At 67.1% G+C, this 22,275-nt stretch carries 17 protein-coding genes; 8 read left to right on the top strand and 9 right to left on the bottom strand.

The annotated features are described in order from the left end of the window. Positions 1 to 55: 55 nt before the first annotated feature. The 4 genes from VGG53_RS07910 to lysX all read right to left on the bottom strand — a co-directional run bounded on the left by VGG53_RS07910 (position 56) and on the right by lysX (position 5,496). Entirely contained in the window at positions 56 to 307 is a 252-nt protein-coding gene (locus VGG53_RS07910) for a hypothetical protein (RefSeq protein WP_331517491.1), read from the bottom strand. A 9-nt stretch (positions 308 to 316) separates the two neighbouring features. Continuing rightward, positions 317 to 565, bottom strand: coding sequence for a hypothetical protein (locus VGG53_RS07905; RefSeq protein ID WP_414688910.1), 249 nt, complete (start codon positions 563 to 565; stop codon positions 317 to 319). Between the two features lie 68 nt (positions 566 to 633). Then, a complete protein-coding gene (locus VGG53_RS07900; RefSeq protein WP_331517490.1) occupies positions 634 to 2,103 on the bottom strand; it encodes an alpha/beta hydrolase in 1,470 nt (489 codons plus the stop codon). Between the two features lie 72 nt (positions 2,104 to 2,175). Beyond that, on the bottom strand, positions 2,176 to 5,496 hold the full coding sequence (gene lysX, locus VGG53_RS07895) for a bifunctional lysylphosphatidylglycerol synthetase/lysine--tRNA ligase LysX (protein WP_331517489.1): 3,321 nt from the start codon (positions 5,494 to 5,496) through the stop codon (positions 2,176 to 2,178). A gap of 434 nt (positions 5,497 to 5,930) precedes the next feature. Between lysX and infC the strand changes: the two genes are divergently transcribed. The 4 genes from infC to VGG53_RS07875 all read left to right on the top strand — a co-directional run bounded on the left by infC (position 5,931) and on the right by VGG53_RS07875 (position 8,013). Beyond that, positions 5,931 to 6,530, top strand: coding sequence for a translation initiation factor IF-3 (gene infC, locus VGG53_RS07890; protein WP_331517525.1), 600 nt, complete (start codon positions 5,931 to 5,933; stop codon positions 6,528 to 6,530). Between the two features lie 28 nt (positions 6,531 to 6,558). Further along, the gene (rpmI, locus tag VGG53_RS07885) at positions 6,559 to 6,753 is read left to right on the top strand and encodes a 50S ribosomal protein L35 (protein WP_331517488.1); all 195 of its coding nucleotides are present in this window, start codon (positions 6,559 to 6,561) and stop codon (positions 6,751 to 6,753) included. Between the two features lie 64 nt (positions 6,754 to 6,817). After that, on the top strand, positions 6,818 to 7,207 hold the full coding sequence (rplT, locus tag VGG53_RS07880; RefSeq protein WP_331517487.1) for a 50S ribosomal protein L20: 390 nt from the start codon (positions 6,818 to 6,820) through the stop codon (positions 7,205 to 7,207). 20 nt (positions 7,208 to 7,227) lie between these two features. Beyond that, positions 7,228 to 8,013, top strand: coding sequence for an RNA methyltransferase (locus VGG53_RS07875; RefSeq protein ID WP_331517486.1), 786 nt, complete (start codon positions 7,228 to 7,230; stop codon positions 8,011 to 8,013). On the opposite strand, the gene VGG53_RS07870 is transcribed toward VGG53_RS07875, so the two are convergent. Then, on the bottom strand, positions 8,010 to 9,077 hold the full coding sequence (locus tag VGG53_RS07870; protein WP_331517524.1) for an oxygenase MpaB family protein: 1,068 nt from the start codon (positions 9,075 to 9,077) through the stop codon (positions 8,010 to 8,012). The two genes, VGG53_RS07875 and VGG53_RS07870, sit on opposite strands and share 4 nt — an antisense overlap. Before the next feature lie 226 nt (positions 9,078 to 9,303). On the opposite strand from VGG53_RS07870, the gene VGG53_RS07865 reads away from it, so the two are divergent. Further along, positions 9,304 to 10,242 carry an adenylate/guanylate cyclase domain-containing protein gene (locus VGG53_RS07865; protein ID WP_414688909.1) on the top strand — a complete coding sequence of 313 codons (939 nt, stop codon included), beginning with the start codon at positions 9,304 to 9,306 and terminating at the stop codon, positions 10,240 to 10,242. Between the two features lie 9 nt (positions 10,243 to 10,251). Then, a complete protein-coding gene (locus tag VGG53_RS07860) occupies positions 10,252 to 11,049 on the top strand; it encodes a rhomboid-like protein (RefSeq protein ID WP_331517485.1) in 798 nt (265 codons plus the stop codon). Between the two features lie 93 nt (positions 11,050 to 11,142). On the opposite strand, the gene VGG53_RS07855 is transcribed toward VGG53_RS07860, so the two are convergent. The 4 genes from VGG53_RS07855 to VGG53_RS07840 form a co-directional block, all read right to left on the bottom strand. Further along, positions 11,143 to 11,973: an SMP-30/gluconolactonase/LRE family protein gene (locus VGG53_RS07855; protein ID WP_331517484.1), complete on the bottom strand. Its 831-nt coding sequence runs from the start codon at positions 11,971 to 11,973 to the stop codon at positions 11,143 to 11,145. A 231-nt stretch (positions 11,974 to 12,204) separates the two neighbouring features. Continuing rightward, positions 12,205 to 12,825: a TIGR03086 family metal-binding protein gene (locus tag VGG53_RS07850; RefSeq protein WP_331517483.1), complete on the bottom strand. Its 621-nt coding sequence runs from the start codon at positions 12,823 to 12,825 to the stop codon at positions 12,205 to 12,207. A 420-nt stretch (positions 12,826 to 13,245) separates the two neighbouring features. Then, positions 13,246 to 14,577 carry a M1 family metallopeptidase gene (locus tag VGG53_RS07845; protein WP_331517482.1) on the bottom strand — a complete coding sequence of 444 codons (1,332 nt, stop codon included), beginning with the start codon at positions 14,575 to 14,577 and terminating at the stop codon, positions 13,246 to 13,248. After that, positions 14,574 to 18,482, bottom strand: coding sequence for a Pls/PosA family non-ribosomal peptide synthetase (locus VGG53_RS07840; RefSeq protein WP_331517481.1), 3,909 nt, complete (start codon positions 18,480 to 18,482; stop codon positions 14,574 to 14,576). Before VGG53_RS07840 ends, VGG53_RS07845 begins: the two co-directional genes overlap by 4 nt. Positions 18,483 to 18,670: 188 nt before the next feature. On the opposite strand from VGG53_RS07840, the gene pheS reads away from it, so the two are divergent. Both pheS and pheT read left to right on the top strand, forming a co-directional pair. After that, positions 18,671 to 19,723 carry a phenylalanine--tRNA ligase subunit alpha gene (pheS, locus tag VGG53_RS07835; RefSeq protein ID WP_331517480.1) on the top strand — a complete coding sequence of 351 codons (1,053 nt, stop codon included), beginning with the start codon at positions 18,671 to 18,673 and terminating at the stop codon, positions 19,721 to 19,723. After that, the gene (gene pheT, locus VGG53_RS07830) at positions 19,723 to 22,221 is read left to right on the top strand and encodes a phenylalanine--tRNA ligase subunit beta (RefSeq protein ID WP_331517479.1); all 2,499 of its coding nucleotides are present in this window, start codon (positions 19,723 to 19,725) and stop codon (positions 22,219 to 22,221) included. Before pheS ends, pheT begins: the two co-directional genes overlap by 1 nt. The last annotated feature ends 54 nt before the right edge of the window (positions 22,222 to 22,275 follow it).

Here is a 22,275-nt window from a genome sequence, read left to right as displayed (position 1 = left end):
TAAATTCGCCCGCGAAATCGCATGCACAACCTGCACACTCGGCGACGCGCATCGCTCAGTGGCCGTCGTCGCGTATCGATTCGCGGATTTGCGCCAACCGGTCGGCGGCGGCGCGCTGCCGGGCCTCATACTGGCCCTCGACGTCGCGGCCCTCGGGACTCTCGGCATCCAATTCGGCTGCACCGATGGATGTTTCGTATCGACTCTCGATCTTCTCGCGGACCGATTCGAACGTCGGCACCCCGGAGCTGGTGAAGCCTGGGTCGACATCGGGCGGTGCAGCGCAACCTTTCGGCTCGTCGGGCATGATCCCACGTTACCGGTGACGGTCCAGGTAGCGCACCATCTGCTGCCAGTACACCAGGGTCAGCGCCATCTGCGCCGCGGTTGTGACCAACGCCAGGACGGCGCGATGGCGGCGGGCGGCGACGAGAGCCGCGACGGCCAGCAGGGCGGCCACCGGAGCGCGAACCAGGTCGCGACCAACAACCCGTGGCTGCGACGGCGCGTCCACACCGGCACCAGGACCAGAGGTGTGCTCGCCCAGCGTGTCCAGGCGCTCCACCGGTTGGCGTGACGGGCGAACATTGCGCGACGCGCCCGTTCGACCGGTGTCATTAGCAGTTACCTCAGTCAGCGGCCGACCGGTTCGGCGTGTGGAGCCGCGCTCGACTCGGTCGGCCAGGTGGATGGCGTCGAGATCTCCGGCAGCCCCGGAGTGCCCAGTCGACCGGCCAGCCAGGGCAGCGCGGCCGCGAAGGCATTGCTCGCGAAAGGCCAGTCGTGCTTGCCCGGCTGGGCGACAACCGCGCAGCTGATGCCGTTGGCGCGGCCGGATTCGCACAACGTCTCAGCCGCCGAGGTCTCGTCGTTGGGGTTTGCGATGGAATCCCGAGTGCCCCGGGCGAAGTCGCCGGCGTCGGTCACCGAGAGGCCGCGATGACGTTTGGCCGGGTTGCTCGACGAAACATCGAACCAGCCCGAAACCCCGGTGTAACGACCGTGTTTGGCGATGACGGTGGCCGGGTCGAAGCCCGCCCATGCATCGGCGTTACCGCCGAACAGCCGAGCGATGGTCTGCGCTTTGGTCCCGGCCTCCGGGCCCACATTGCCGGCGATGTCGACGAATGAGCTGAACAGCTCCGGATGCATGACGGTGAGGTCCAGCGCGCATGTCCCGCCCATCGACCAGCCGACGACACCCCAATGCGCCGGTTCGGGGCTGACGCCGAACTTCGAGATCATGAACGGCACAACATCTTTGGTTAGGTGGTCGGCGGCATTGCCACGGCTCCCGTTGACGCATTCGGTGTCGTTGTTGAACGCGCCACCGGAATCCACGAAGACGAACACCGGGGCGTTGCCCCCGTGAGTTGCCGCGAGGTCGTCGATCGTCTTCACCGCGTTGCCCGCCCGCAGCCAATCGGCGGGCGTGTTGAACTCGCCGCCGATCATCATCACCGTCGGCAGCTGCGGTGATCGAGCGCTGGAAAACCACGCCGGCGGCAAGTACACGATCTCGCCGCGATGTTTGAAATGTGACGCATTGTCCGGGATCGAAACAGCCAGCACGCTGCCGTGGGTTGGCTGCGAACCCGCGACGGCCATCGCGGCGATGCCGGCCGCGTCGGTCTCGTCAGGCAACGGGCCGGCGGTGATCTGATCCCACGCGTTTTGCACGGTCGGGAAGTAGCCGACCCAGAGATTGAGCGTGACTCCCGCGCTGAGCAGGCAGAGTGGCACGCACAGCAGTGAGACGCAGCGCCGCCACCAGTGCGCGGTACGCCAGCCCAGGACCAGGATCGCGATGGCGGCACCGCTGACGGCGATCCACCACCACAGCACGCCGGGCGCAGGGTCGTCGGCCAGACCGCTGGTGGTGATGTACCAGCGCGACAAACCAGCCAGGGCGGCGCCCAGCACCGCCGCCACCGGCAGCCACACCAGCCGCCACAGCCGCGATCGCCAGCCGACCGCCGCCAGCAGCATGGCCACCGCGACGACCTGGACGGCTCCCGGGACCCATCCGTGCATCAGGGAGGTGTGGTTGTCGGCCAGCACCGCTAGGGGGAGGTTCGCCGGTGAACCTGTCACGCCCTCCATTGTGACCCTTTTTTCATGCGTTGAGCACGACTTTTGTCGATCTGATGCGAGTGGCGTGCGCCGTCGGCTGGGCTACCTCGGCTTGGCCAACGGGAAGGGCAGCGTCTCGCGGATGCTGTGCCCGGTGATCAGCATGACGACGCGGTCGACACCCATCCCGAGGCCGCCGGTCGGCGGCATCGCGTACTCCATCGCCTGCAGGAAGTCTTCGTCGAGTTCCATGGCTTCAGGATCTCCGCCGGCGGCCAGGAAGGACTGCTCCTCGAGGCGGCGGCGCTGTTCGACGGGATCGGTGAGTTCGCTGTAGGCGGTGCCCAGTTCGACGCCCCACGCCACCAAATCCCATCGCTCGGCGAGTCCGGCCTGACTGCGGTGCGGGCGGGTCAGCGGCGAAACGGAAAGCGGGAAGTCGATGTAGAAGGTCGGTTGTTCGGTTCGAGCTTCGACCAGATGCTCATAGAGCTCCAGCACCACCGCGCCGGCGTCCCACCGCGCCAGGTAGGGAATCTTCGCGGCGTCGGATAGTCGATGCAGCTCGGTCAGGCTGGTGCAGGCGTCGATGTGCTCGCCGAGTGCCTCGGATACCGCGTCATGCACGGTCTTGACCGGCCAGATCCCGGAGATGTCTATTTCTTCCAAGCCGTCATCGGCAGCGCCGGAGCGGGGCCGCATCACCACGTGCGCGCCGTTGGCGGCGTGGGCCGCGTTCTGGATCAGTTCCCGGCTGCCGTCGATCCAGTCCTTGTAGTCGGCGTGCGCTTGATAGGCCTCCAACAGTGTGAACTCCGGGTTGTGGCTGAAGTCGACACCCTCGTTCCGAAATGCGCGGCCCAGCTCGAACACTCGCTCCACGCCACCGACGCACAGCCGCTTCAGGTACAGCTCGGGCGCAATACGTAGATACAGGTCGAGGTCGTAGCTGTTGATGTGGGTGCTGAACGGACGAGCGGTGGCTCCGCCGTGGATTTGTTGCAGGATCGGTGTTTCGACTTCGAGAAACCCCTTGGCGTTCAACGTGTCCCGGATCGAGCGCAGCACATTGCTGCGAGCAACGATCAGCTCGCGGGACTCCGCATTGACGGCCAGGTCGACGTACCGGCTGCGCACCCGCGCTTCAGGATCAGTCAGCCCTTTCCACTTGTTCGGCAGCGGCCGTAAGCATTTGCCGATCAACCGCCAGCTGTGCACGATCAGCGACTGGGTGCCGGTCTTGCTGTGCCCCATCTGCCCGGTCACCTCGACCAGGTCGCCGAGATCGATCGCCTTGGTGAAATCCGCAGTACGCCCATGCTCGAGAATTGAATTCTCCAGCAGCAGTTGCACGTCCGCCGACCAATCGCGCAGCTGAGCGAACAGCACGCCGCCGAAGTCCCGGATTCGCAGGACGCGTCCCGATACCGAGACGGCCGATTGGTCGTCGATGCTCAGCGCCTGAGCGACCGTATGACTGGGTGGCCGCCCCACCGGATAGACGTCAATACCGTTGTCCTGCAACGTCTTCAACTTGGACAGCCGCACGCGCATCTGTTCGGGCAGTCTGCGCCGCTCGTCGCCGTCGGCGAAGTCGGCCTCCTGCAATGCCGACACGTCCGGCGCCGAGCCGTCGTGCTGCAACAGCCCGGTCGCCAACAACGTCGGCGGAACCGACGGGTGATGGCCGGTGTGCTGTTCGTCGCGACGGGTGAAGGGCAGCACCAGGAAGCCCTCGGCGATCACCGACGCGACGCCCACCCGCGGGATCATCCGGGTCTCTTCGTAGCAGGCGTAACGCGGTATCCAGTCGGGTTGGTATTTCATGTTCGAGCGGTACAACGTCTCCAACTGCCACCACCGCGAGAAGAACAACAGGAACCCGCGCCAGAGCCGTGCGACCGGGCCCGCACCGAGTTGGGCGCCCTGCTCGAACGCGGACCGGAACATGGCAAAGTTCAACGAGATACGAGTGATGCCGATGCGCTCAGCGTGTAGGGCGAGCTCGCTCACCATGAGTTCGATGGTGCCGTTGGGGGATTGTGGCGCACGACGCATGAGGTCCAGCGAAACGCCGTTGCGTCCCCACGGAACCAGCGAAAGCATCGCGACCGCCGTGTCGTCGGGTCCGATCGCCTCGACGAGAAGGCAGTCGACGTCGGCAGGGTCGCCCAGCCGGCCCAGCGCCATCGAGAACCCTCGCTCGCTTTCGGTGTCCCGCCATGCATCCGCGCGCGAGGTCACTTGCGCCATTTCGGCGGGCACGATGTCATGGTGCCGTCGAATGCGTACCGTCAGCCCGGCCCGGCGGGCCCGCGTCACCGCCTGACGCACCCCGCGCATCTCCCGTCCGGACAGCCTGAATTCGGCAGTGTGCAGGATCGCCTCGTCGCCCAGTTCCAGCGCATTCAGGCCCGCCTCGCGAAATGCCTTGGCGCCAGCGGAACTCGCACCCATGTTTCCGGGCGTCCAGCCGTAGCTCTGGCACAGCGCCAGCCACGCGTCGATGGCTTGCGGCCAGGCGCGCGGATCGCCGATCGGGTCGCCACTGGCCAGGCAGACGCCGACCTCGACGCGATAGGTGATCGCGGCGCGACCGCTCGGCGCAAAAACCACCGACTTGTCGCGGCGGGTGGCGAAGTAACCCAACGAATCGTTCTTGCCCCACAACTCGAGCAGCCCGCGAATCGCGGACTCGTCCTCGCCGGTGAGCGCGTTGTCGGCGCGTTGCGACTGGAACAGCACAATCGCGGCAGCAATCAACGCCATCGCGCTGAACAACCCGAAGAGCGCGTTGAGGAAGATGGGCGGCCGGCCGGTGAACTGCGCCGATTCGACGACGGCGAATCCGACCACCCGGTTCACCACATAGAACAACCGGTCCTCGGCGGCCAGCGAGCGGGGGAACGTCTCGACCAGACCCCAGGACAGCACGATCCCGATCGCCCAACCGGTCAGCAGCACCCCCGCCGCTTTGTACAACGCACCCTGGCGGACCTTGGCCCAGAACTCGCGGTAGGCGAAGATCAGCACCGCCAAGGCAGCCAGATGCAGACCGAGACCGAGTGTCTCGCCGAAGCTCTTTGCCGGGCTCGGGTGATCCGTTGTCAGCCCGCCGATGTTCAACCCCGCGGCCAGCAGCAGGTTGAGCACCAACAGCCACCAGGCGATCCGTTTGCGCGCGGTGAGCGCGCCGGCCAGTAATGCCAGTACGAACGACCACGCGAAGCTGGTATCCGGGAAGTTGAATATGTAGTCGTTGATGAACTCCCGCGGCACCCTGATGGCCCACCGAATCACCGGTGACACACTGGCGATCAGTGACAGCGTGGCAATGACGCCGACCGTCCAGCCGGCGGCTGCCGGCACCCAGCGAAGCCGAGAATTCAACCGGCTCCTCGGGCGAGACGCAGTGAAGGTCACAGACGGCGAGGATATTCGCTCTAGCTATGGAATGCCTATGCCGGGTGGGCATGAAATTACTCGTGTCGGCTGTCCGGAGGCCTCGAGTAGACCTCGTCATGCACCGCCGGTTGTGCCGGGCCCGGCGGCGAGGTGACTGAGCTCCGCGTCGTGACTGGTAGACTCACCTGCGCGACCGTCTCCGGCGAAGCCAGAGACAGCAAGTGGAGTCCCGCTCCCACCGTTGGCCAACGACATTGATTCAAGGCTCAGCGGTCCGGTCACCGGCACATTAGCTCGCCGGTTCTGCGTTTTGCAGGCGGCTTTTGCCGTGATCGGTCGGCACCGGGCCCTGCTTATGCAGGGCTTTTTTGCTGATGGCGTGGTATCCCAACCGCTGACTCCGAATGGAGCAGGTGACGGTGGCAATCGGGAAAGACCAATGAGGAGGCCCCATCAGCACTGAGACCCGCGTTAACGAACGCATCCGCGTACCTGAAGTCCGCCTGATCGGGCCAGGGGGGGAGCAGGTAGGCATCGTGCGTATCGAAGACGCCCTTCGCGTCGCCGCAGATGCCGATCTCGACCTTGTCGAAGTTGCGCCAGACGCCAGGCCACCGGTCTGCAAGATCATGGATTACGGCAAGTTCAAATACGAGGCGGCGCAAAAGGCGCGCGAGTCTCGCAAGAACCAGCAGCAGACCGTCGTCAAAGAACAGAAGTTGCGACCCAAGATCGACCCTCACGACTACGAGACCAAGAAGGGCCACGTAATCCGCTTCCTGGAGGCGGGATCGAAAGTCAAGGTCACAATCATGTTCCGCGGACGCGAGCAGTCACGACCCGAGCTGGGTTACCGGCTGCTGCAACGCCTGGGCGCCGACGTCGCCGATTACGGATTCGTCGAGACCTCGGCCAAGCAGGACGGACGCAACATGACGATGGTGCTGGCACCGCACCGCGGCGCGAAGACCCGCGCCCGTGCGGCCGAGCAGGCCAGCGGTCCGACGCCCCAGCCCGCACCGACCGGCGACCCCGAACCGTCGCCGAACTGACACAGACAAGACAGAGGACCTGAAACAGATGCCCAAGACCAAGACCCACAGCGGAGCGTCGAAGCGATTCCGTCGCACCGGCACCGGGAAGATCGTGCGTCAGAAAGCCAACCGCCGCCACCTGCTCGAGCACAAGCCGACCAAGCGGACGCGACGGCTCGAAGGACGTACCGCGGTGTCGGCCAACGACACCAAGCGGGTCAAAAAGATGCTGAACGGCTGACCGGCGACCGTCACCTGCACAGCGCCGGAACAACTACTACGTCCACACGAGGATAGGAAAACCCATGGCACGCGTGAAGCGGGCAGTCAACGCCCATAAGAAGCGCCGCACCATCCTGAATGCTTCCAAAGGCTATCGCGGCCAGCGATCCCGCCTCTACCGCAAAGCCAAAGAGCAGCAACTGCATTCACTCACCTACGCCTACCGTGACCGGCGGGCGCGCAAGGGTGAATTTCGCAAGCTGTGGATTTCGAGGATCAACGCCGCTGCCCGTGCCAACGACATCACCTACAACCGGCTGATCCAGGGCCTGAAGGCCGCGGGCGTCGAGGTCGACCGCAAGAACCTCTCCGAGATCGCCATCAGCGATCCCGCGGCGTTCAGCGCGCTGGTCGATGTTGCCCGGGCCGCACTGCCTGACGACGTCAACGCGCCATCCGGAGAGGCCGCTTAACCACACCGGCGGATCACCCGGTGCTCACTGAACGATCGGCCCGCGTGGTCGCCGCGGTCAAACTGCACCGACAGGTGGCCCGGCGCCGCAACCGTCGTTTCCTGGTCGAAGGCGCCAACCTGGTCGAAGCGGCCTCGCAGCGCGAGCTGATCCGCGATATTTTCGTCACCGAGGCCGCGGCCCAGCGGCACGCGGCTGTGCTGGCAGGACACCACGCATCGGTGCACCTCGTCACCGAGCGCGCCGCGAAAGCCTTGTCGGACACCGTAACTCCGACCGGCTTGGTGGCGGTCTGCGAGCTGCCGAGCCCCGATTTGGAGGATGTTCTCCGGCACGCGCCCCGACTCGTCGCCGTCGGCGTGGAAATCAGTGAACCCGGCAACGCGGGCACGCTGATCCGAATTGCCGATGCCATGGGCGCTGCCGCAGTGGTTTTCGTCGGCCACAGCGTCGACCCGTACAACGGCAAGTGCCTGCGCGCGTCGGCAGGCAGCATCTTCGCGGTGCCGGTCGTCGTCGCACCGGAGGTCGATACCGCGGTCGACGCGCTGCGGACCGCCGGACTGCAGATACTGGCCACGACCGTGGACGGTGAGCTGCCGCTGGACGACGCCGATCTGGCAGCGCCGACGGCGTGGCTGTTCGGGGCCGAGGCGCACGGGCTCTCAGCGCACTTGGCGCGGCAGGCCGACACCCGCATCGCCATCCCGATGCACGGGGCAGCGCAGAGTCTGAATGTTGCTGCGGCAGCCGCGATTTGCCTCTATCAAAGCGCCCGTGCTCAGCGGGCCGATCGGGGTCGCTAAGCGGCCCTGCTGCGGCCCCGCGCCGGACGTAAGCCGGCCAGCGAGAACGTGGTGTGCACCAAAGAGCCGGCCCGCTCGATGATGGATTTGCGGGGCGGGAAGTAATGCATCGGCAGGCCGCGGCGGTCCGGCGGCGGTGCCATGAAGCTCGGCGCCTCGACGAGCGGGGCGTCAGCGGAATCCCGTCCCTGGGCCCGGCGGTACGCGGCCAGTGCCCGCGGATGCAACCGGATCTCGTCGGGAACCGCCAAGAACGCCAGCTCGACCAGTTTTCCGAACAACCGCAGCACCACTTCGTCGCTCGGAGTCCACCGCATGCCGACCTTTTCCCGCACCGACGGTTCGAATAAACCGGCCGCAATCCAACGTTGGCCCGCGACAAGAGGTTTGAACAGCTGGTCCCATACCGGCGTGGGCATCAGAACGAATTTCGGCTTGGGAATCCGGATCTGGAAGATATCCAGCGTCGCCTGATTGAGCTCCAGCTCGTCGCGGCAGACCCGGTGCCAGTACTCCTGAAAATCCTCCCAGGATTCGGGCACCGGCCGCATGCTCATCCCGTACATCCGATACCACTGGACGTGTTCATCGAACAGCTGGCGCTTTTCGGCCTCGGTCAACCCGCCGCAGAAGTACTCGGCCACCTTGATCACCAGCATGAAGAAGGTGGCGTGCGCCCAGTAGAACGTCTCGGGGTTCAGCGCGTGGTAGCGACGGCCGGCGGCATCCACGCCCTTGATGGTGCGGTGGTATTGCTTGATCTGTTCACCGGTCTGGGAAGCTCGACCGCCGTCGTAGACAACCCCCATGATCGGGTACACCGAGCGCGCGACCCGTTGCAGCGGTTCGCGCAACAGGATCGAGTGCTCCTCGACGCCGGCTCCCAATTCCGGATACATGTTCTGGACCGCGCCGATCCAGACGCCCATGATCCCGGTCCGCAGGTCGCCGAAGTACTTCCAGGTCAGCGAGTCCGGGCCCAGTGGAGATGCGGCGGGCGGAGTCTCGTCGTCGCGCTCGACCGACTCGCGTGGCGGGGACACGCGCGGGGACTTGGATGGCATCGAAGTCACTGTCATCACAGCCTCCTGGACCCGATGGGCGACGATAAGACCACGATAATGTTGACAACGCATGTTGTCCACGGTTTGGGGCGCGTCGCGGTGCGCTGTTACCGAGCGGCGACCCCGCCGACGTAACCCCGTGATCAGGCGGTTCACCGCAAATGGTGTCGGACACCACCACGAGGGTCATTGCCGGTCTCTTCGGACACCACCTACCCTGAGCGTTGTGGAACTCGGGCCCCAGCCGGCGTCCGGCGAGCCCGAGCAAACGGTGGCCACGCCGGATCCGCCGCACTCTGTACAGCGTTCGCCGGCGTCAATACGCGATGCGGCGGACTGGCTGCGCGGCACAAACCAGCGTGCCGGCGTGATCGGGCTGGTCCGGCGGGCACGCAGATTGCTGCCGGGCGATCCCGATTTCGGCGATCCGCTCTCGACGGCCGGCGACGGCGGGCCGCGCGCCGCGGCCCGGGCCGCCAGCCGACTGCTGGGTGAGCGCGGCGGCGCGTCGCGCGAAGTCAGCCTGGGCGCCCTGCAGGTGTGGCAGGCCTTGACCGAGGCGGTTTCCCGGCGCCCGGCGAACCAGGAGGTCACGATAGTTTTCACCGACCTGGTGGACTTCTCGACGTGGTCATTGGACGCCGGTGACGAGGCCACCCTCAAGCTCTTGCGGCGGGTGGCGCGGGCGATTGAACCGCCGCTGCTGGACGCCGGCGGACACATCGTCAAGCGCATGGGTGACGGCGCCATGGCAGTGTTCGCCGACCCGCTCGTCGCGGTCAGCGCTGTCCTGGACGCCCAAACAAGGCTGAAATCGGTCGATGTCGACGGCTACACGCCGCGAATGCGGGTGGGTATCCATACCGGGCGCCCGCAACAGCTGGCAGCCGACTGGCTCGGTGTCGACGTCAACGTCGCCGCGCGGGTGATGGAGCGGGCCACCCGGGGCGGGATGATGATCTCCGGCGCCACCCTCGACCAGCTGGCACAGCAGGATCTGGACGCCTTGGGCGTCACCGCCAAGCGGGTGCATTGGTCGGTTTTCGCGGGTAAACCCGCAGGCTTTCCAGCCGATTTGACCATCTACCGGCTCAAGCGGTCCAGAGAAACTGTCAGAGACTTATCAGGTTCGGACAGTCCGGAAGACGAAAGCCCGGAGGCATAGTAGATGGCGATGATATTGCAGATATTGTCGCGGGTTTCGCGTGTGCGGATCACGCTGGGCTACACTGCCGTGCTGGCCGGTGTCAGCGCAGCGCTCGTCGGGCTCGGCCCGCGGGCGCGCGAGCACGTCATCGCGCAGGCCAGCACCAATCTGCACAACCTCGCCCACGGTCACCTGGCCACCCTGCTCGACAGCGCATTCGTCACCGATGCCGGTCCGATGTATTTCTGGCTGCCGTGCCTGGTGTGCCTGCTCGCGTTGGCGGAGCTGATCTGGCGTAGTGGGCGGCTGGCCGTGGTGTTGGTCAGCGGCCACATCGGTGCGACGCTGCTGGTCGCGGTCGGCCTCACCGCGGCGATCGAATTCGGCTGGTTACCGCTGTCGGTTTCGCACGCGAGCGACGTGGGCGTGAGCTATGGCGCCGTCGCGGTGCTGGGCGCGCTGACCTCGGCAATACCTCAACGTTGGCGCCCCGCCTGGATTGGCTGGTGGATCCCGGTCGGTATCGCCGGGGCGGCATTGGGCGACGATTTCACCGACATCGGGCACACCGTCGCGCTGGTGTTGGGCATGCTGTTCTCCACCCGGCTGGGCGGCCCGGCCCGCTGGACGCGGGTCCGGTGCGCGCTGCTGGGGGTCTCTGCGGCCTTCGGTTTCCTGATGTTGGCGCACGGCGCCTGGTCGGCGGTCGGTGCGGCGGCCGTCGGCGTGGTGGGCGCGGTAGCGGCGGAGTTGCTGACCCGCTCGCGGGCGACGCCGCAGGGGCTGGCGCCCGAGCTTGTGCCGGAGCCAGCACTCAACGGCTGAGACGCGTCAAGCCTCAATCCACCGAATCGGATTGATCCACCGACGCAAGACCAGGGCCTTGTTTCTCTGGTGGGTCACAGTGGGAGCCGCGCGTCAGCTCGGCTTCCCGGCGCCGGGTGCGGGGGCTGGGAACACAACGATCTGTCCGGTAGGTTCGGTCGTCTGCGGGCCGCCCCACTGCTGGGTGACGACGTAGAGCTGCGGTCGATCGCCGCGGCTAAGAGTGCAGGCGAAGGCACCCTGGTCCAATTCCACCGTGGCAAGAACCTCGCCGCCCTCGCGCACCCGCACGCAATGTCGGTTAGCCACATCGGCGTACCAGACCGCGCCCTCGGCATCGACACAGATCCCGTCGGGGTGGTCACCCTCGGCGTCCGCCCACGTCCGCCGGTTGGCGAGGTCGCCGTCCGGACCGATGTCGTAGGCGGTGAGCCGGTTGCCGTGGGACTCGGCCACGATCAGCGTGGAGCCATCGGCGGTGATCGCCATGCCGTTGGGAAAGGCGAGGTCGCCTGCGACCCGACGGACAGCTCCCGCGGGCGTGACGAGCACGACGCTGCCGGGTGCGGGCTCACCACCCGGGAAGTCGAAGCCGATGTTGTTGATGTAGGCGTTGCCGCGCGCGTCCACCACGATGTCGTTCCACGGCTTCTGCGAGATGGGGGCCAGGTCGGCATGGGTGACTATTGAGCCGTCGGGCTCGCGGCGAAGTAGCCGCCGCTGCGCCGAGTCCACGACCAGCAATCGCCCGTCGGGCAGGAAGTCGATGCACATGGGAAACGACGGCACGCTGACGACCACCTCGTGGCCACCCTCGGGATCGAGCGCGATCACCTGATGCGCGCCCCAGTCGGAAAACCAGAGTCGCCCGCGGTGCCAACGCGGCGACTCACCGAACGAGATACCTTCCATCAATACCGTCATGTAGAGACAGACTGCCAGCAATGCCAAGTCTCATGGGCTGACCCCGATTGGTTGATCCATGGCTTATGAGAGTCTTCCTGCCCACGAGATGGGCAGTAAGGCTCGACAAGATCATGGCGACGAGGGAGCGACACAGCCCCGCCGCTTACGCCGCTGCCTGCACGCACCGGTGAGACGTCGTTGAAGCCGTGATGGTCCGCCGTCCCCAGACGTGTCGTCGGTGGCGATCGGTCAGGGGGCTCGGGTGACCGATCGTCCCAGAAAGGCAACCAGCCGCTCGATGGCCGAGGCGTTCTCGTCGACATTTTGTGGCGGGCCGAATCGCAAGTCTCGGGATTGCTCGGCGAGTTGCGTTCGGGCGAACGCGACCGACGACTCGACGAGGTCGTCGGGCAGGTCCACGGGTTGCCCCGTCGCATGCGCTAAATCCCAGCCATGTGCAAGCAGGTCGTAGAGGCGGATTTGTAACCGTTCCGCGCCACTGGCCGTCCCCAGCGGCCCTATGTACTGCCGGGCGAGAACTCCGGGCTGCCCGAACGCACGCATTAGCGCGGCTGAGGTTTCGCGGAAGGCGGTCACCGGATCTTCCTCGAGGCGATCACCGGCTGGCGTGCGCGGAACCGGCGCGTCGGCAAGCAGCGCCGTGAACACCCGGTTCATTCCGATCAGGTGATCGACAAGCCGACGCACATTCCAGTCGGCACACACTGTCGCAGCGGACCACTGATCCGCGCCGACGTTGGAAACGAGAACGCCGACCGCCTCAAACGCGCGGCCGAGCACGACTACGAGTGGGTCCGGCGAAGCGGATAGGGCAGTGTTGCAGTATTGGGCCACAAGGTCACCTCTCAACGGAGGCGCACCTCTGACGGGCTGAACTCAGTTAGCCCGCATCGGGAGGCACGCAGACGGTCATCGACACGGTTCGTCGTACCTCCTCTCCCTCAGCAAGCCGCCCCAGGCTGCCACGGGTCATCCGACCACGCGACCTGCCACCTCCACGAACACGCACCGGCTACGCTTCGAACTGCAACCCCCACTGAACGAACGGCTCTCACCAAGCCTGGACCAATTCTCGGGGTCCCGCCACTCATCGGTCGCCAACGACCGCGTTTGCGGTCACCCTCGACCGAGAGAAGCTCACTACACGTCAGCCGGACAACAGAGATCAACCCCCTACGACTCGAGGGGAAGCGCACACGACACGCATTGGCGATAAGCGAATTCCTACACGCAAGCTACGTCGCGCTCCGCCGGATCGGTGAATCCGAGTTAAGGCACCGCCCTGGAGTACAACCAGCTGTCCCACAATCCCGACAGCGATTCGTTGCAGTAGCCGGCGGCCAAGCCGGTGAACTCGTCGGTGCTGACGTTGGCGTGGCGGTAACGGGTCGTCCAATCTTTCAGTAGCGCGAAGAATTTCTCGTCGCTCAATCGCCGGCGCAGGGCGTGCAGGGTCAACGCTCCGCGCTTGTAGACGCGGTCGTCGAACATGTCACGTGGGCCGGGATCGGCCAGCAGCAGATCCTGCGACGCTTGGCGGAGCTTTTCGTGATAGTGGCGGGCGAGCTCGTCGGCGCTGGGTCCACCGCTGTGTTCTGACCACAGCCACTCCGCGTAACTCGCGAATCCTTCGTGCAACCAGATGTCGCGCCATTGCCGCGCAGTGACAGAATTGCCGAACCATTGGTGGGCCAGCTCATGGGCAATGAGCCGTTCGCTGGCCCGGGTGCCGTCGCAGTGATTGGCTCCGAATATCGAAACCCCTTGGGCCTCAAGAGGTATTTCTAGGTCATCGTCCGTCACGACGACGGTGTAACCGTTGGCCAACGGATACGGGCCGAACAACTCGATGAACAACTCCATCATCTCGGGTTGGCGAATGAAGTCTTGGTTGAAGTTGCGTTGCAGTCGCTCGGGGAATGCGGCACGCATCGGAACCGGCGTCGTACCCAGTCGCGTCATCTCGTACATCCCGATCTGCAGGGTGATGAGGTAGGTCGAGGTCGGCTCCGGTTGGTCGTAGATCCACTCGGTCTGCGCGGCCCGTAGCCGCCGCGACGCCAGCCTGCCATTCGCGACCACCCGGTACGGGCTGTCGGCGCTGATCTGTATGCGAAATGAGGCTTTGGCGCTGGGGTGGTCGTCGCACGGAAACCACGACGCGGCACCGTTGGGCTGCCCGGCCACCAGCGCGCCGTCAGTCAGCTCTTCGAAACCGACGTCACCCCACAACGATCGCAGTGGTCGCGGTGACCCGTGATAGTGCACGACGACCGAGATCGCCTCTCCGGCGGCCAGTTTCGAGGACAGTCGGATGCGCAATTTGCGCATCCGGCAGGCGAAGTGGGCCGGGCGACTGCCGTTCACCGACACCTTCGTCACCGTCAGCGCGTCGGACAGATCGAGGGTGAATTCCGCCAGCTCGGTAAGCGTCGCCGCGGTGATCGTCACCGATCCCGACAACCGGTTGATCGCGACTTTGTACTCCAGGGCGAGTTCGTAACGCGAAACCCGATAGCCGAGGTTGCCGTTCGTCGGCAGGTACGCGTCGATCACAGTCTGCTCGGCGCTACCCGCGAGCTTCTTGGCAACGCGTTTCACGCCGCAGCCTTCTTGCCGGTCTTGTTCCGGGCCGGATTCCACGGCCGGATCGGATTACCTTGCCAGCGTGTTGATTTCGGTACCTTGTCGCCGCGCACCACCAGCGATGCGGGTCCGACGGTCACCCCGGCGCCGAGCCGTGCCGACGGCAGCGCGACGCCATGCGGGCCCAGCGTAGCGCCCCGCTCCAGCACGACGGCGTCCATCCGCATGATCCGGTCGTGGAACAGGTGTGTCTGCACCACGCAGCCACGGTTGACCGTGCTGCCGCGACCGAGCGTGACGAGGTCAGCCTCTGGCAGCCAATAGGTTTCACACCAGGCGCCGCGCCCGACATCTGCCCCCAGTGCGCGCAGCCACACGTTCATCATCGGCGTTCCGCTGGCTGCGCGCGCAAACCACGGCGCCGCAACGGTTTCCACAAACGTGTCGGCGAGCTCGTTGCGCCACACGAACGACGACCACAGCGGGAATTCGCCCGCCCGAATCCGGCCCACCAGAAGCCATTTCGCGGCGACCGCGACGCCGGCGGCGACCCCGCCCGCGGCCAGCAGGGCCAGCCCACCGCACAGCGCGGCAGACCAGATGCCGAAAATACGTGCCAACGCCTGCAATCCGCCCAGCACCGCCAGCCCGATCGCAGCTGTCACCATCACCGGTAGCAGTCGAAACGCCTCCACGGCTGCCCGCATCGCTCTCAACCGCCACGGTGGTTCGTACGTGCGGGTCGCGTCGGCCTCGGCGGGGCGCCGGCGCAGCCGCATGGGCGGGCTGCCCAGCCAGGACGAACCGCGCTTGGCTTTGGGCGGAGCGGCCGACAGCACCGCGACCAAGCCGTCGTCGGGCACCCGTCGGCCCGGTTGGGCGATGCCCGAATTGCCGAGAAACGCGCGTCTGCCGACGGTCGTCTCGGCCGCGTAGATCCAGCCGCCGCCCAGTTCGTACGAGGCGACCATGGTGTCGTCGGCCAAAAACGCGCCATCCTCGATGACGGTGAACTTCGGGGTCAGCAATACCGTGGAGATCTCGGTGTCGCGGCCGACGTGCGCGCCGAGCAGTCGCAGCCAGGCCGGCGTCAGCAGGCTCGCATACAGCGGGAACAGGTAGTTGCGGGCGCCGTCCATCAGCCGCTCGGTAGCCCACAGCTGCCAACCGCTGCGGCTGCGCACCGGGTGGTAGCCCGCACGCAATCCGATCGAGAACATCCGCACCGCCACGATCGTGATCACCGCGTAGGCGCCCAGCGCGGCCATGGCCGCGACGGGCGTCCACAGCAGCGCGGGGTGCACTGCCTGCGACAGCCGATGTGTGCGGTGGACGGCCACCGCGATCACGGCCAGCCCCGCCAGCAGGGCGGTGAGCGGCATCGCAGCCAGCAGCACCGACGTCAGCGCGTACATCACCACCCAGTGCGTTCTGCGCGCCGGCCGCTCGTCGGGCCACGGATGTTTCACCCGACCGGATTTCACCGCGGGCGAGCCTTTCCAGTATTGGCGGCTTTTGACTTTCCCGACGACACCCGAGCCGGGGGCTACGTCGGCGTTCTTGCCGACAACGGCCCCGGGGAGCAGCGTGGTGCGGGCGCCGATCGTCGCGTCGTCACCGATCGTGATCGCGCCGATGTGGAACGTGTCCCCGTCGACCCAGTGTCCGCGCAGGTCTACCTCGGGTTCGATCGCGCTGCGGTGCCCGAGTGTCAGCAGGCCGGTGACCGGCGGCATCGAATGCAAATCGACACCCTTGCCGACGTCGGCGCCCAGCGCGCGCGCGTAGTACACCAGCCAGGGCGCGCCGGCCAAGTTCTCGGCGCCGCTGGCCTCTGCGAGCCGCTCGGCCAGCCACACTCGCAGGTGTAGCCACCCGCCGCGACGGTAGATCCCCGGCCGCACATCCGGCAGCAACGCCCGCGCGGCCAGCACCGTGATCGCCATCCGGCCCACCGGCGTCACGAATACGACAAAAGCCGTTGCGACCAGCCACCAATCCACCGCGACGGTCCACGGCACCAGATGCAGCGCGCGAGCGATGTTGTTGCCCAGCGCCAACCACGTCACCCACTGCAGCGCGGCCAGCGTCGCCAGCGGTACCGACAGCACGATCTGGGCGAGCTGGGTCAGCCGCGGCGTCGGTTGCACGACACGCTCGATCACCTCCGGCGGTGATTCGAGCTCGTCGAGAAAACCGCTGAGCGATCCCAGTCGTGGATGGTCGTACACGTCGGCGACGGTGACCTGTGGATACCGGTCGCGCAGTGCCGCCACGAGTTGTGCCGCGGCCAGCGAGCCGCCGCCGAGCGCGAAGAAGTCGGCCTCGGAACCTGCCACGGCCGCACCCAAGAGATCTCGCCACAAGCCGGCCAACCAGGACGCCGTACCGCTGAGGTCGAGCGTTGGCTCCGTATCGGCGTCGCCCGGTGGTGACCAGGCCAGCGCGTCGCGGTCGACCTTGCCGGAGATGCGGGTGGGCAGCTCGTCGACCCGGACCAGGCGGGGCACCAACGCAGCGGGAAGCCGCTCGGCGAGCCGGGTCCGCGCGGCGGCCATGTCGAATTCCGGGTCGGTGCTGGCGACGTAGCCGACCAGCACCGGTGTGCCCGCCGCGGTACGGCGGATCGCCGCCGCGGCGCCGCTGACTCCCGGGAGGTGAACCAGCGCCGCGTCAACCTCACCCAGCTCGATACGACGGCCCCCGACCTTGACCTGGTCGTCGGCACGGCCGCAGAACACCAGGCCCTCGTCTTCCAGCCGCACCAGGTCGCCGCTGCGGTAGGCGCGCCGCCAGCCCAGCGTCGGCATCGGCGCGTACTTCTCGGCGTCTTTGTCCTCGTCGAGGTAGCGGGCCAGGCCGATGCCGCCGATCACCAGCTCACCCACCTCGCCCGTGCGCACCGGCCGGCCGTCGCCGTCGACGACGGCCAGGTCCCAGCCCGGCAGCGGCAGACCGATGCGGACGGGTTTGACACCGTCGAGCCTGGCCGCGCATGCGACCACGGTGGCCTCGGTGGGGCCGTAGGTGTTCCACACTTCACGACCTTCTTGGATACTTGGGCCCAGCCGGGCGGCCAGCTCCGGAGGGCAGGCCTCACCGCCGAAGATCAACAGTCGCACCGCCTCGAGCGCCTCGGCGGGCCACAGCGCGGCCAGGGTCGGCACCGTCGAGACCACGGTCACGTCGCGGCTGACCAGCCACGGACCGAGGTCCATGCCGCTGCGCACCAGGGACCGGGGCGCAGGCACCAGGCAGGCGCCGTGCCGCCAGGCCAGCCACATCTCTTCGCACGATGCGTCGAACGCCACCGACAGCCCGGCCAGCACCCGGTCGCCCGGCCCAATCGGGCTGTCCTGCAAGAACATCTGCGCCTCGGCGTCGACGAATGCGGCCGCGCTGCGGTGCGTGACGGCGACGCCTTTGGGCGTGCCGGTCGATCCCGACGTGAAGATGATCCATGCGTCGTCGCGGGGGAGCGGCGCGCCGGCCCGCCAGCCACGCGACGAGCCCGGACCTCGTGCCATGCCGGCCTCGGTGACGACCGCGACGACGTTGGCCTCGCCGAACACCAACGCCGCGCGTTCGTCCGGGTCGTCGGCGTCCACCGGCACGTAGGCCGCGCCGGTGGCAAGCGTCGTCAGGATCGCCTCGTAGAGCGCATAGCTGCCCGACGGCATCCGGATGCCGATCCGGTCGCCGCGACCGATACCCCGGGCGGCCAGCCAGGCCACGCTCGCTTCGATGTCGCTGATCAGCTCGCTGTAGGTGAGCTGGACTGTGCCGTCGTCGATCGCCGCGGCTTCCGGGTAGCGCGCGGCTGTGTCGTACAGGATGTCGATGAGCGTGCGCGGGTCCGCCGCACGCGCCGACGACAGGTACTGTGCCGGGACCCGTTCGGGAGCTTGGGGCGTCGCCACCCCATGAAACTACTCAAGGCCGGGCGCTGGGACGTCCACCGCGCACGGCGTGTGGGAAACAGGCTGATGGCTTCCGATTGTCAGCAAGGCGACCACATATGATCGGCTCTTGCGCGGCACGCCGTGTCGCCGGCCCCGCACAGAGTGCCCAGCAGGGCTTGCCCCACTGAAAAGGAGAGTGTCGCCGCGTGGGTGCCCAGCCCCCGTCAACGGAAGCCCTGTCGCCGGACGCGTTGACCGCCGCGGTCGATGCAGCCCGGCAAGCCTTCGCGGCTGCGGCTGATCTCGACGGGCTGGCCCGCGCCAAGACCCAGCACCTCGGCGATCGTTCTCCGGTGGCGTTGGCGCGACAGGCGCTGGCCACCGTGCCCAAAGCCGAGCGCGCTGATGCCGGCCGGCTGGTGAACACGTCCCGCGGCGATGTCCAGCGCAGCTATGACGAACGACTGGAGGCGTTGCGCGCTGAGCGGGATGCCGCGGTGTTGATCGCCGAGCGGATCGACGTGACGTTGCCGTCGACCCGGCAGCCGACCGGTGCGCGCCACCCGATCACGATATTGGCCGAGCACATTGCCGACACGTTCATCGCGATGGGATGGGAGCTTGCCGAGGGGCCCGAAGTCGAGACCGAACAATTCAACTTCGACGCGCTCAATTTCCCCGCCGATCACCCGGCCCGCGGCGAGCAGGACACCTTCTACATCGCGCCGGACGGCTCACGGCAGCTGCTGCGTACCCACACCTCGCCCGTGCAGGTGCGCGCGCTACTCGAGCGCACGTTGCCGGTCTACGTCATCTCGATCGGTCGCACCTTCCGAACCGACGAGCTCGACGCCACCCACACCCCGGTCTTCCACCAAGTCGAGGGACTGGCGGTGGACCGCGGCCTGTCGATGGCCCATCTGCGCGGCACCCTCGACGCATTCGCCCGCGCCGAGTTCGGGCCGCAGGCGCGTACCAGGATCCGCCCGCATTTCTTCCCGTTCACTGAGCCGTCGGCCGAAGTCGACGTGTGGTTCGAGAACAAGAAGGGTGGCGCCGGCTGGGTCGAGTGGGGCGGCTGCGGAATGGTGAATCCGAATGTGTTGCGCGCAGTCGGTATTGATCCGCACGAGTACTCGGGCTTCGCGTTCGGCATGGGCCTGGAGCGCACCCTGCAGTTCCGCAACGGCATCCCGGACATGCGTGACATGGTCGAAGGCGATGTCCGGTTCTCGTTGCCGTTCGGAGTGGGGGCCTGATGCGCGTCCCTTACAGCTGGCTGCGGGAAGTCGTCAGCGTCGGCGCTCCCGGCTGGGACGTGACAGCGGCCGACCTCGAACAGGCCCTGGTCGGTATCGGCCACGAAGTGGAAGAGGTGCTCACCCTCGGGCCCGTCGAGGGTCCACTGACGGTGGGACGAGTCGTGACGGTCGAGGAGCTCACCGAGTTCAAAAAGCCGATCCGGGCCTGCAAGGTCGACGTCGGCGAAGCGGAGCGACGCGAAATAATCTGCGGTGCCACGAACTTCGCCGCCGGTGATCTGGTGGTGGTGGCGCTGCCCGGGACAACGCTGCCCGGCGGATTCGCTATCACCGCGCGCAAGACTTACGGCCAGACCTCCGACGGGATGATCTGCTCGGCTGCCGAACTCGGCTTGGCCGCAGACCATTCCGGCATCCTGGTGCTGCCACCGGGAACCGCCGAGCCCGGCGCGAGCGGTGCCGACGTTCTCGGACTCGACGACGTGATCTTCAACCTGGCCATCACTCCGGACCGCGGCTACTGCATGTCGGTGCGCGGGTTGGCCCGCGAGATCGCCTGCGCCTACGACCTCGCCTTCGTCGACCCTGCCGATGCGCCGGCGTTGCCGAGTAACGGAGAAGCCTGGCCGTTGGCGGTGCAGCCCGAGACCGGTGTGCGCCGGTTCGCGCTGCGCCCGGTGACCGGTATCGACCCAACCGCCGTGTCGCCGTGGTGGTTACAGCGCCGTCTGTTGCTGTGCGGTATCCGGGCGATTTCGCCGGCCGTCGACGCGACCAATTACGTGATGCTGGAGCTGGGTCACCCGATGCATGCGCACGACCTCAACCGAATCACCGGGGGCCTCGCCGTACGGTTCGCCCGGCCGAACGAAACGGTCATCACGCTCGATGACATCGAGCGCCGGCTCACTTCGGCTGATGTCCTGATCGTCGATGACGTCGCAACCGCGGCGATCGGCGGCGTGATGGGTTCGGGCAGCACCGAGATGCGCGGCGACTCGACCGACGTTCTGTTGGAGGCCGCGGTGTGGGACCCGGCGGCGGTCTCGCGCACCGCGCGCCGGCTGCACCTGGCCAGCGAGGCCGCCCGCCGGTACGAGCGTGCGGTCGACCCGGCCATTTCCGTTGCGGCGCTGGACCGCTGTGCGTCGCTGCTTGCCGAGATTGCCGGTGGCGAGGTGTCGGCGAAGATGACCGATTGGCGGGGCGACCCGCCGCGGGACGACTGGTCACTACCGCCGATCCGGCTCGCCGCCGATCTGCCCGACCGCGTGGCGGGGGTGCAGTATCGCCCGGGCACGACGGCGCGCCGGTTGACTCAGGTGGGCGCCCGGGTGACCGATGCCGGCGACAGCCTGACCGTGACGCCGCCGAGTTGGCGGCCCGACCTGTTGCAGCCGGCCGACTTGGTCGAAGAAGTGCTGCGGCTGGAGGGCCTGGAGGTCATACCGTCGGTGCTGCCGTCGGCGCCGGCCGGGCGTGGACTGTCCGCCGCACAGCGACGCCGTCGTGCGATCGGCAAGTCGCTGGCGCTTTCCGGCTACGTCGAGATCCTTCCGACGCCGTTCCTGCCCGCTGGTGTTTTCGACGCCTGGGGCCTCCCCCCCGACGACGCCCGGCGTCACACCACTCAGGTGCTCAACCCGTTGGAGGCCGACCGGCCAAATCTGGCCACGACGTTGTTGCCCGGGTTGTTGGAGGCGTTGGCGCGCAACGTTTCCCGCGGTATCGTCGACGTCGCGCTGTTCGCCGTCGCGCAGGTGGTGCAGCCGACCCAGCAGACCAAGGCCGTCGAGCTGATTCCGGTGCACCGGCGTCCTACCGACGACGAGATCGCGCTGCTCGACGCGTCGCTGCCGCAGCAACCCCAGCATGTCGCGGCGGTGTTGACCGGGCTACGTGAGCCGCGCGGGCCGTGGGGCGACGGTCGGCGGTCCGAGGCCGCCGACGCTTTCGAGGCAGTCCGAATCACCGCCCGCGCCAGCGGAATTGAGGTCACACTGCGGGCTGCTCAGTACCTCCCGTGGCATCCTGGCCGCTGTGCGGAAGTACTGGTGTCCGCCGGCGGCGGCGAGACGGTGGTCGGCCACGCCGGGCAGCTGCACCCGGCGGTGATCGAGCGTGCCGGCCTGCCCAAGGGCACCTGCGCGGTCGAGCTGAACCTCGACGCGATCCCGATCGTCGATACTTTCCCCGCGCCTCGGGTGTCCCCGTTTCCCGCGGTCTTCCAAGACGTCAGCCTCGTTGTGGACGCCGCTGTGCCCGCGCAGAGCGTGGCGGACGCCGTTCGCGACGGCGCGGGAGAGCTGTTGGAGGATGTCCGGCTGTTCGACGTGTTCACCGGCCCGCAGGTCGGCGAGGACCGCAAGTCTCTGACCTTCGCTCTGCGGTTCCGCGCGACCGACCGTACCCTCACCGAAGACGAGGCCAGCGCCGCTCGCGATGCTGCGGTGCGACGTGCGGCCGAGCAGGTCGGCGCGGTGCTGCGCGGCTGAACCGCCCGCTAAAGAATGAGTTTGCATAGGCGTGCATAGTCATGCAACGATGGG

It is taken from the genome of Mycobacterium sp. (assembly GCF_036490025.1).
Lineage (GTDB): Bacteria > Actinomycetota > Actinomycetes > Mycobacteriales > Mycobacteriaceae > Mycobacterium.
Note: the sequence above shows the minus strand (reverse complement) of the source record. Positions and strands in the feature narration are given on the sequence as shown.

Coding starts and splice junctions, on each gene's coding strand:
- pheT (WP_331517479.1), top strand. CDS start 19,723: ATGCGCGTCCCTTACAGCTGGCTGCGGGAAGTCGTCAGCGTCGGCGCT.
- rpmI (WP_331517488.1), top strand. CDS start 6,559: ATGCCCAAGACCAAGACCCACAGCGGAGCGTCGAAGCGATTCCGTCGC.
- VGG53_RS07910 (WP_331517491.1), bottom strand. CDS start 307: ATGCCCGACGAGCCGAAAGGTTGCGCTGCACCGCCCGATGTCGACCCA.
- VGG53_RS07855 (WP_331517484.1), bottom strand. CDS start 11,973: ATGACGGTATTGATGGAAGGTATCTCGTTCGGTGAGTCGCCGCGTTGG.
- rplT (WP_331517487.1), top strand. CDS start 6,818: ATGGCACGCGTGAAGCGGGCAGTCAACGCCCATAAGAAGCGCCGCACC.
- VGG53_RS07860 (WP_331517485.1), top strand. CDS start 10,252: ATGATATTGCAGATATTGTCGCGGGTTTCGCGTGTGCGGATCACGCTG.
- VGG53_RS07900 (WP_331517490.1), bottom strand. CDS start 2,103: ATGGAGGGCGTGACAGGTTCACCGGCGAACCTCCCCCTAGCGGTGCTG.
- VGG53_RS07870 (WP_331517524.1), bottom strand. CDS start 9,077: ATGCCATCCAAGTCCCCGCGCGTGTCCCCGCCACGCGAGTCGGTCGAG.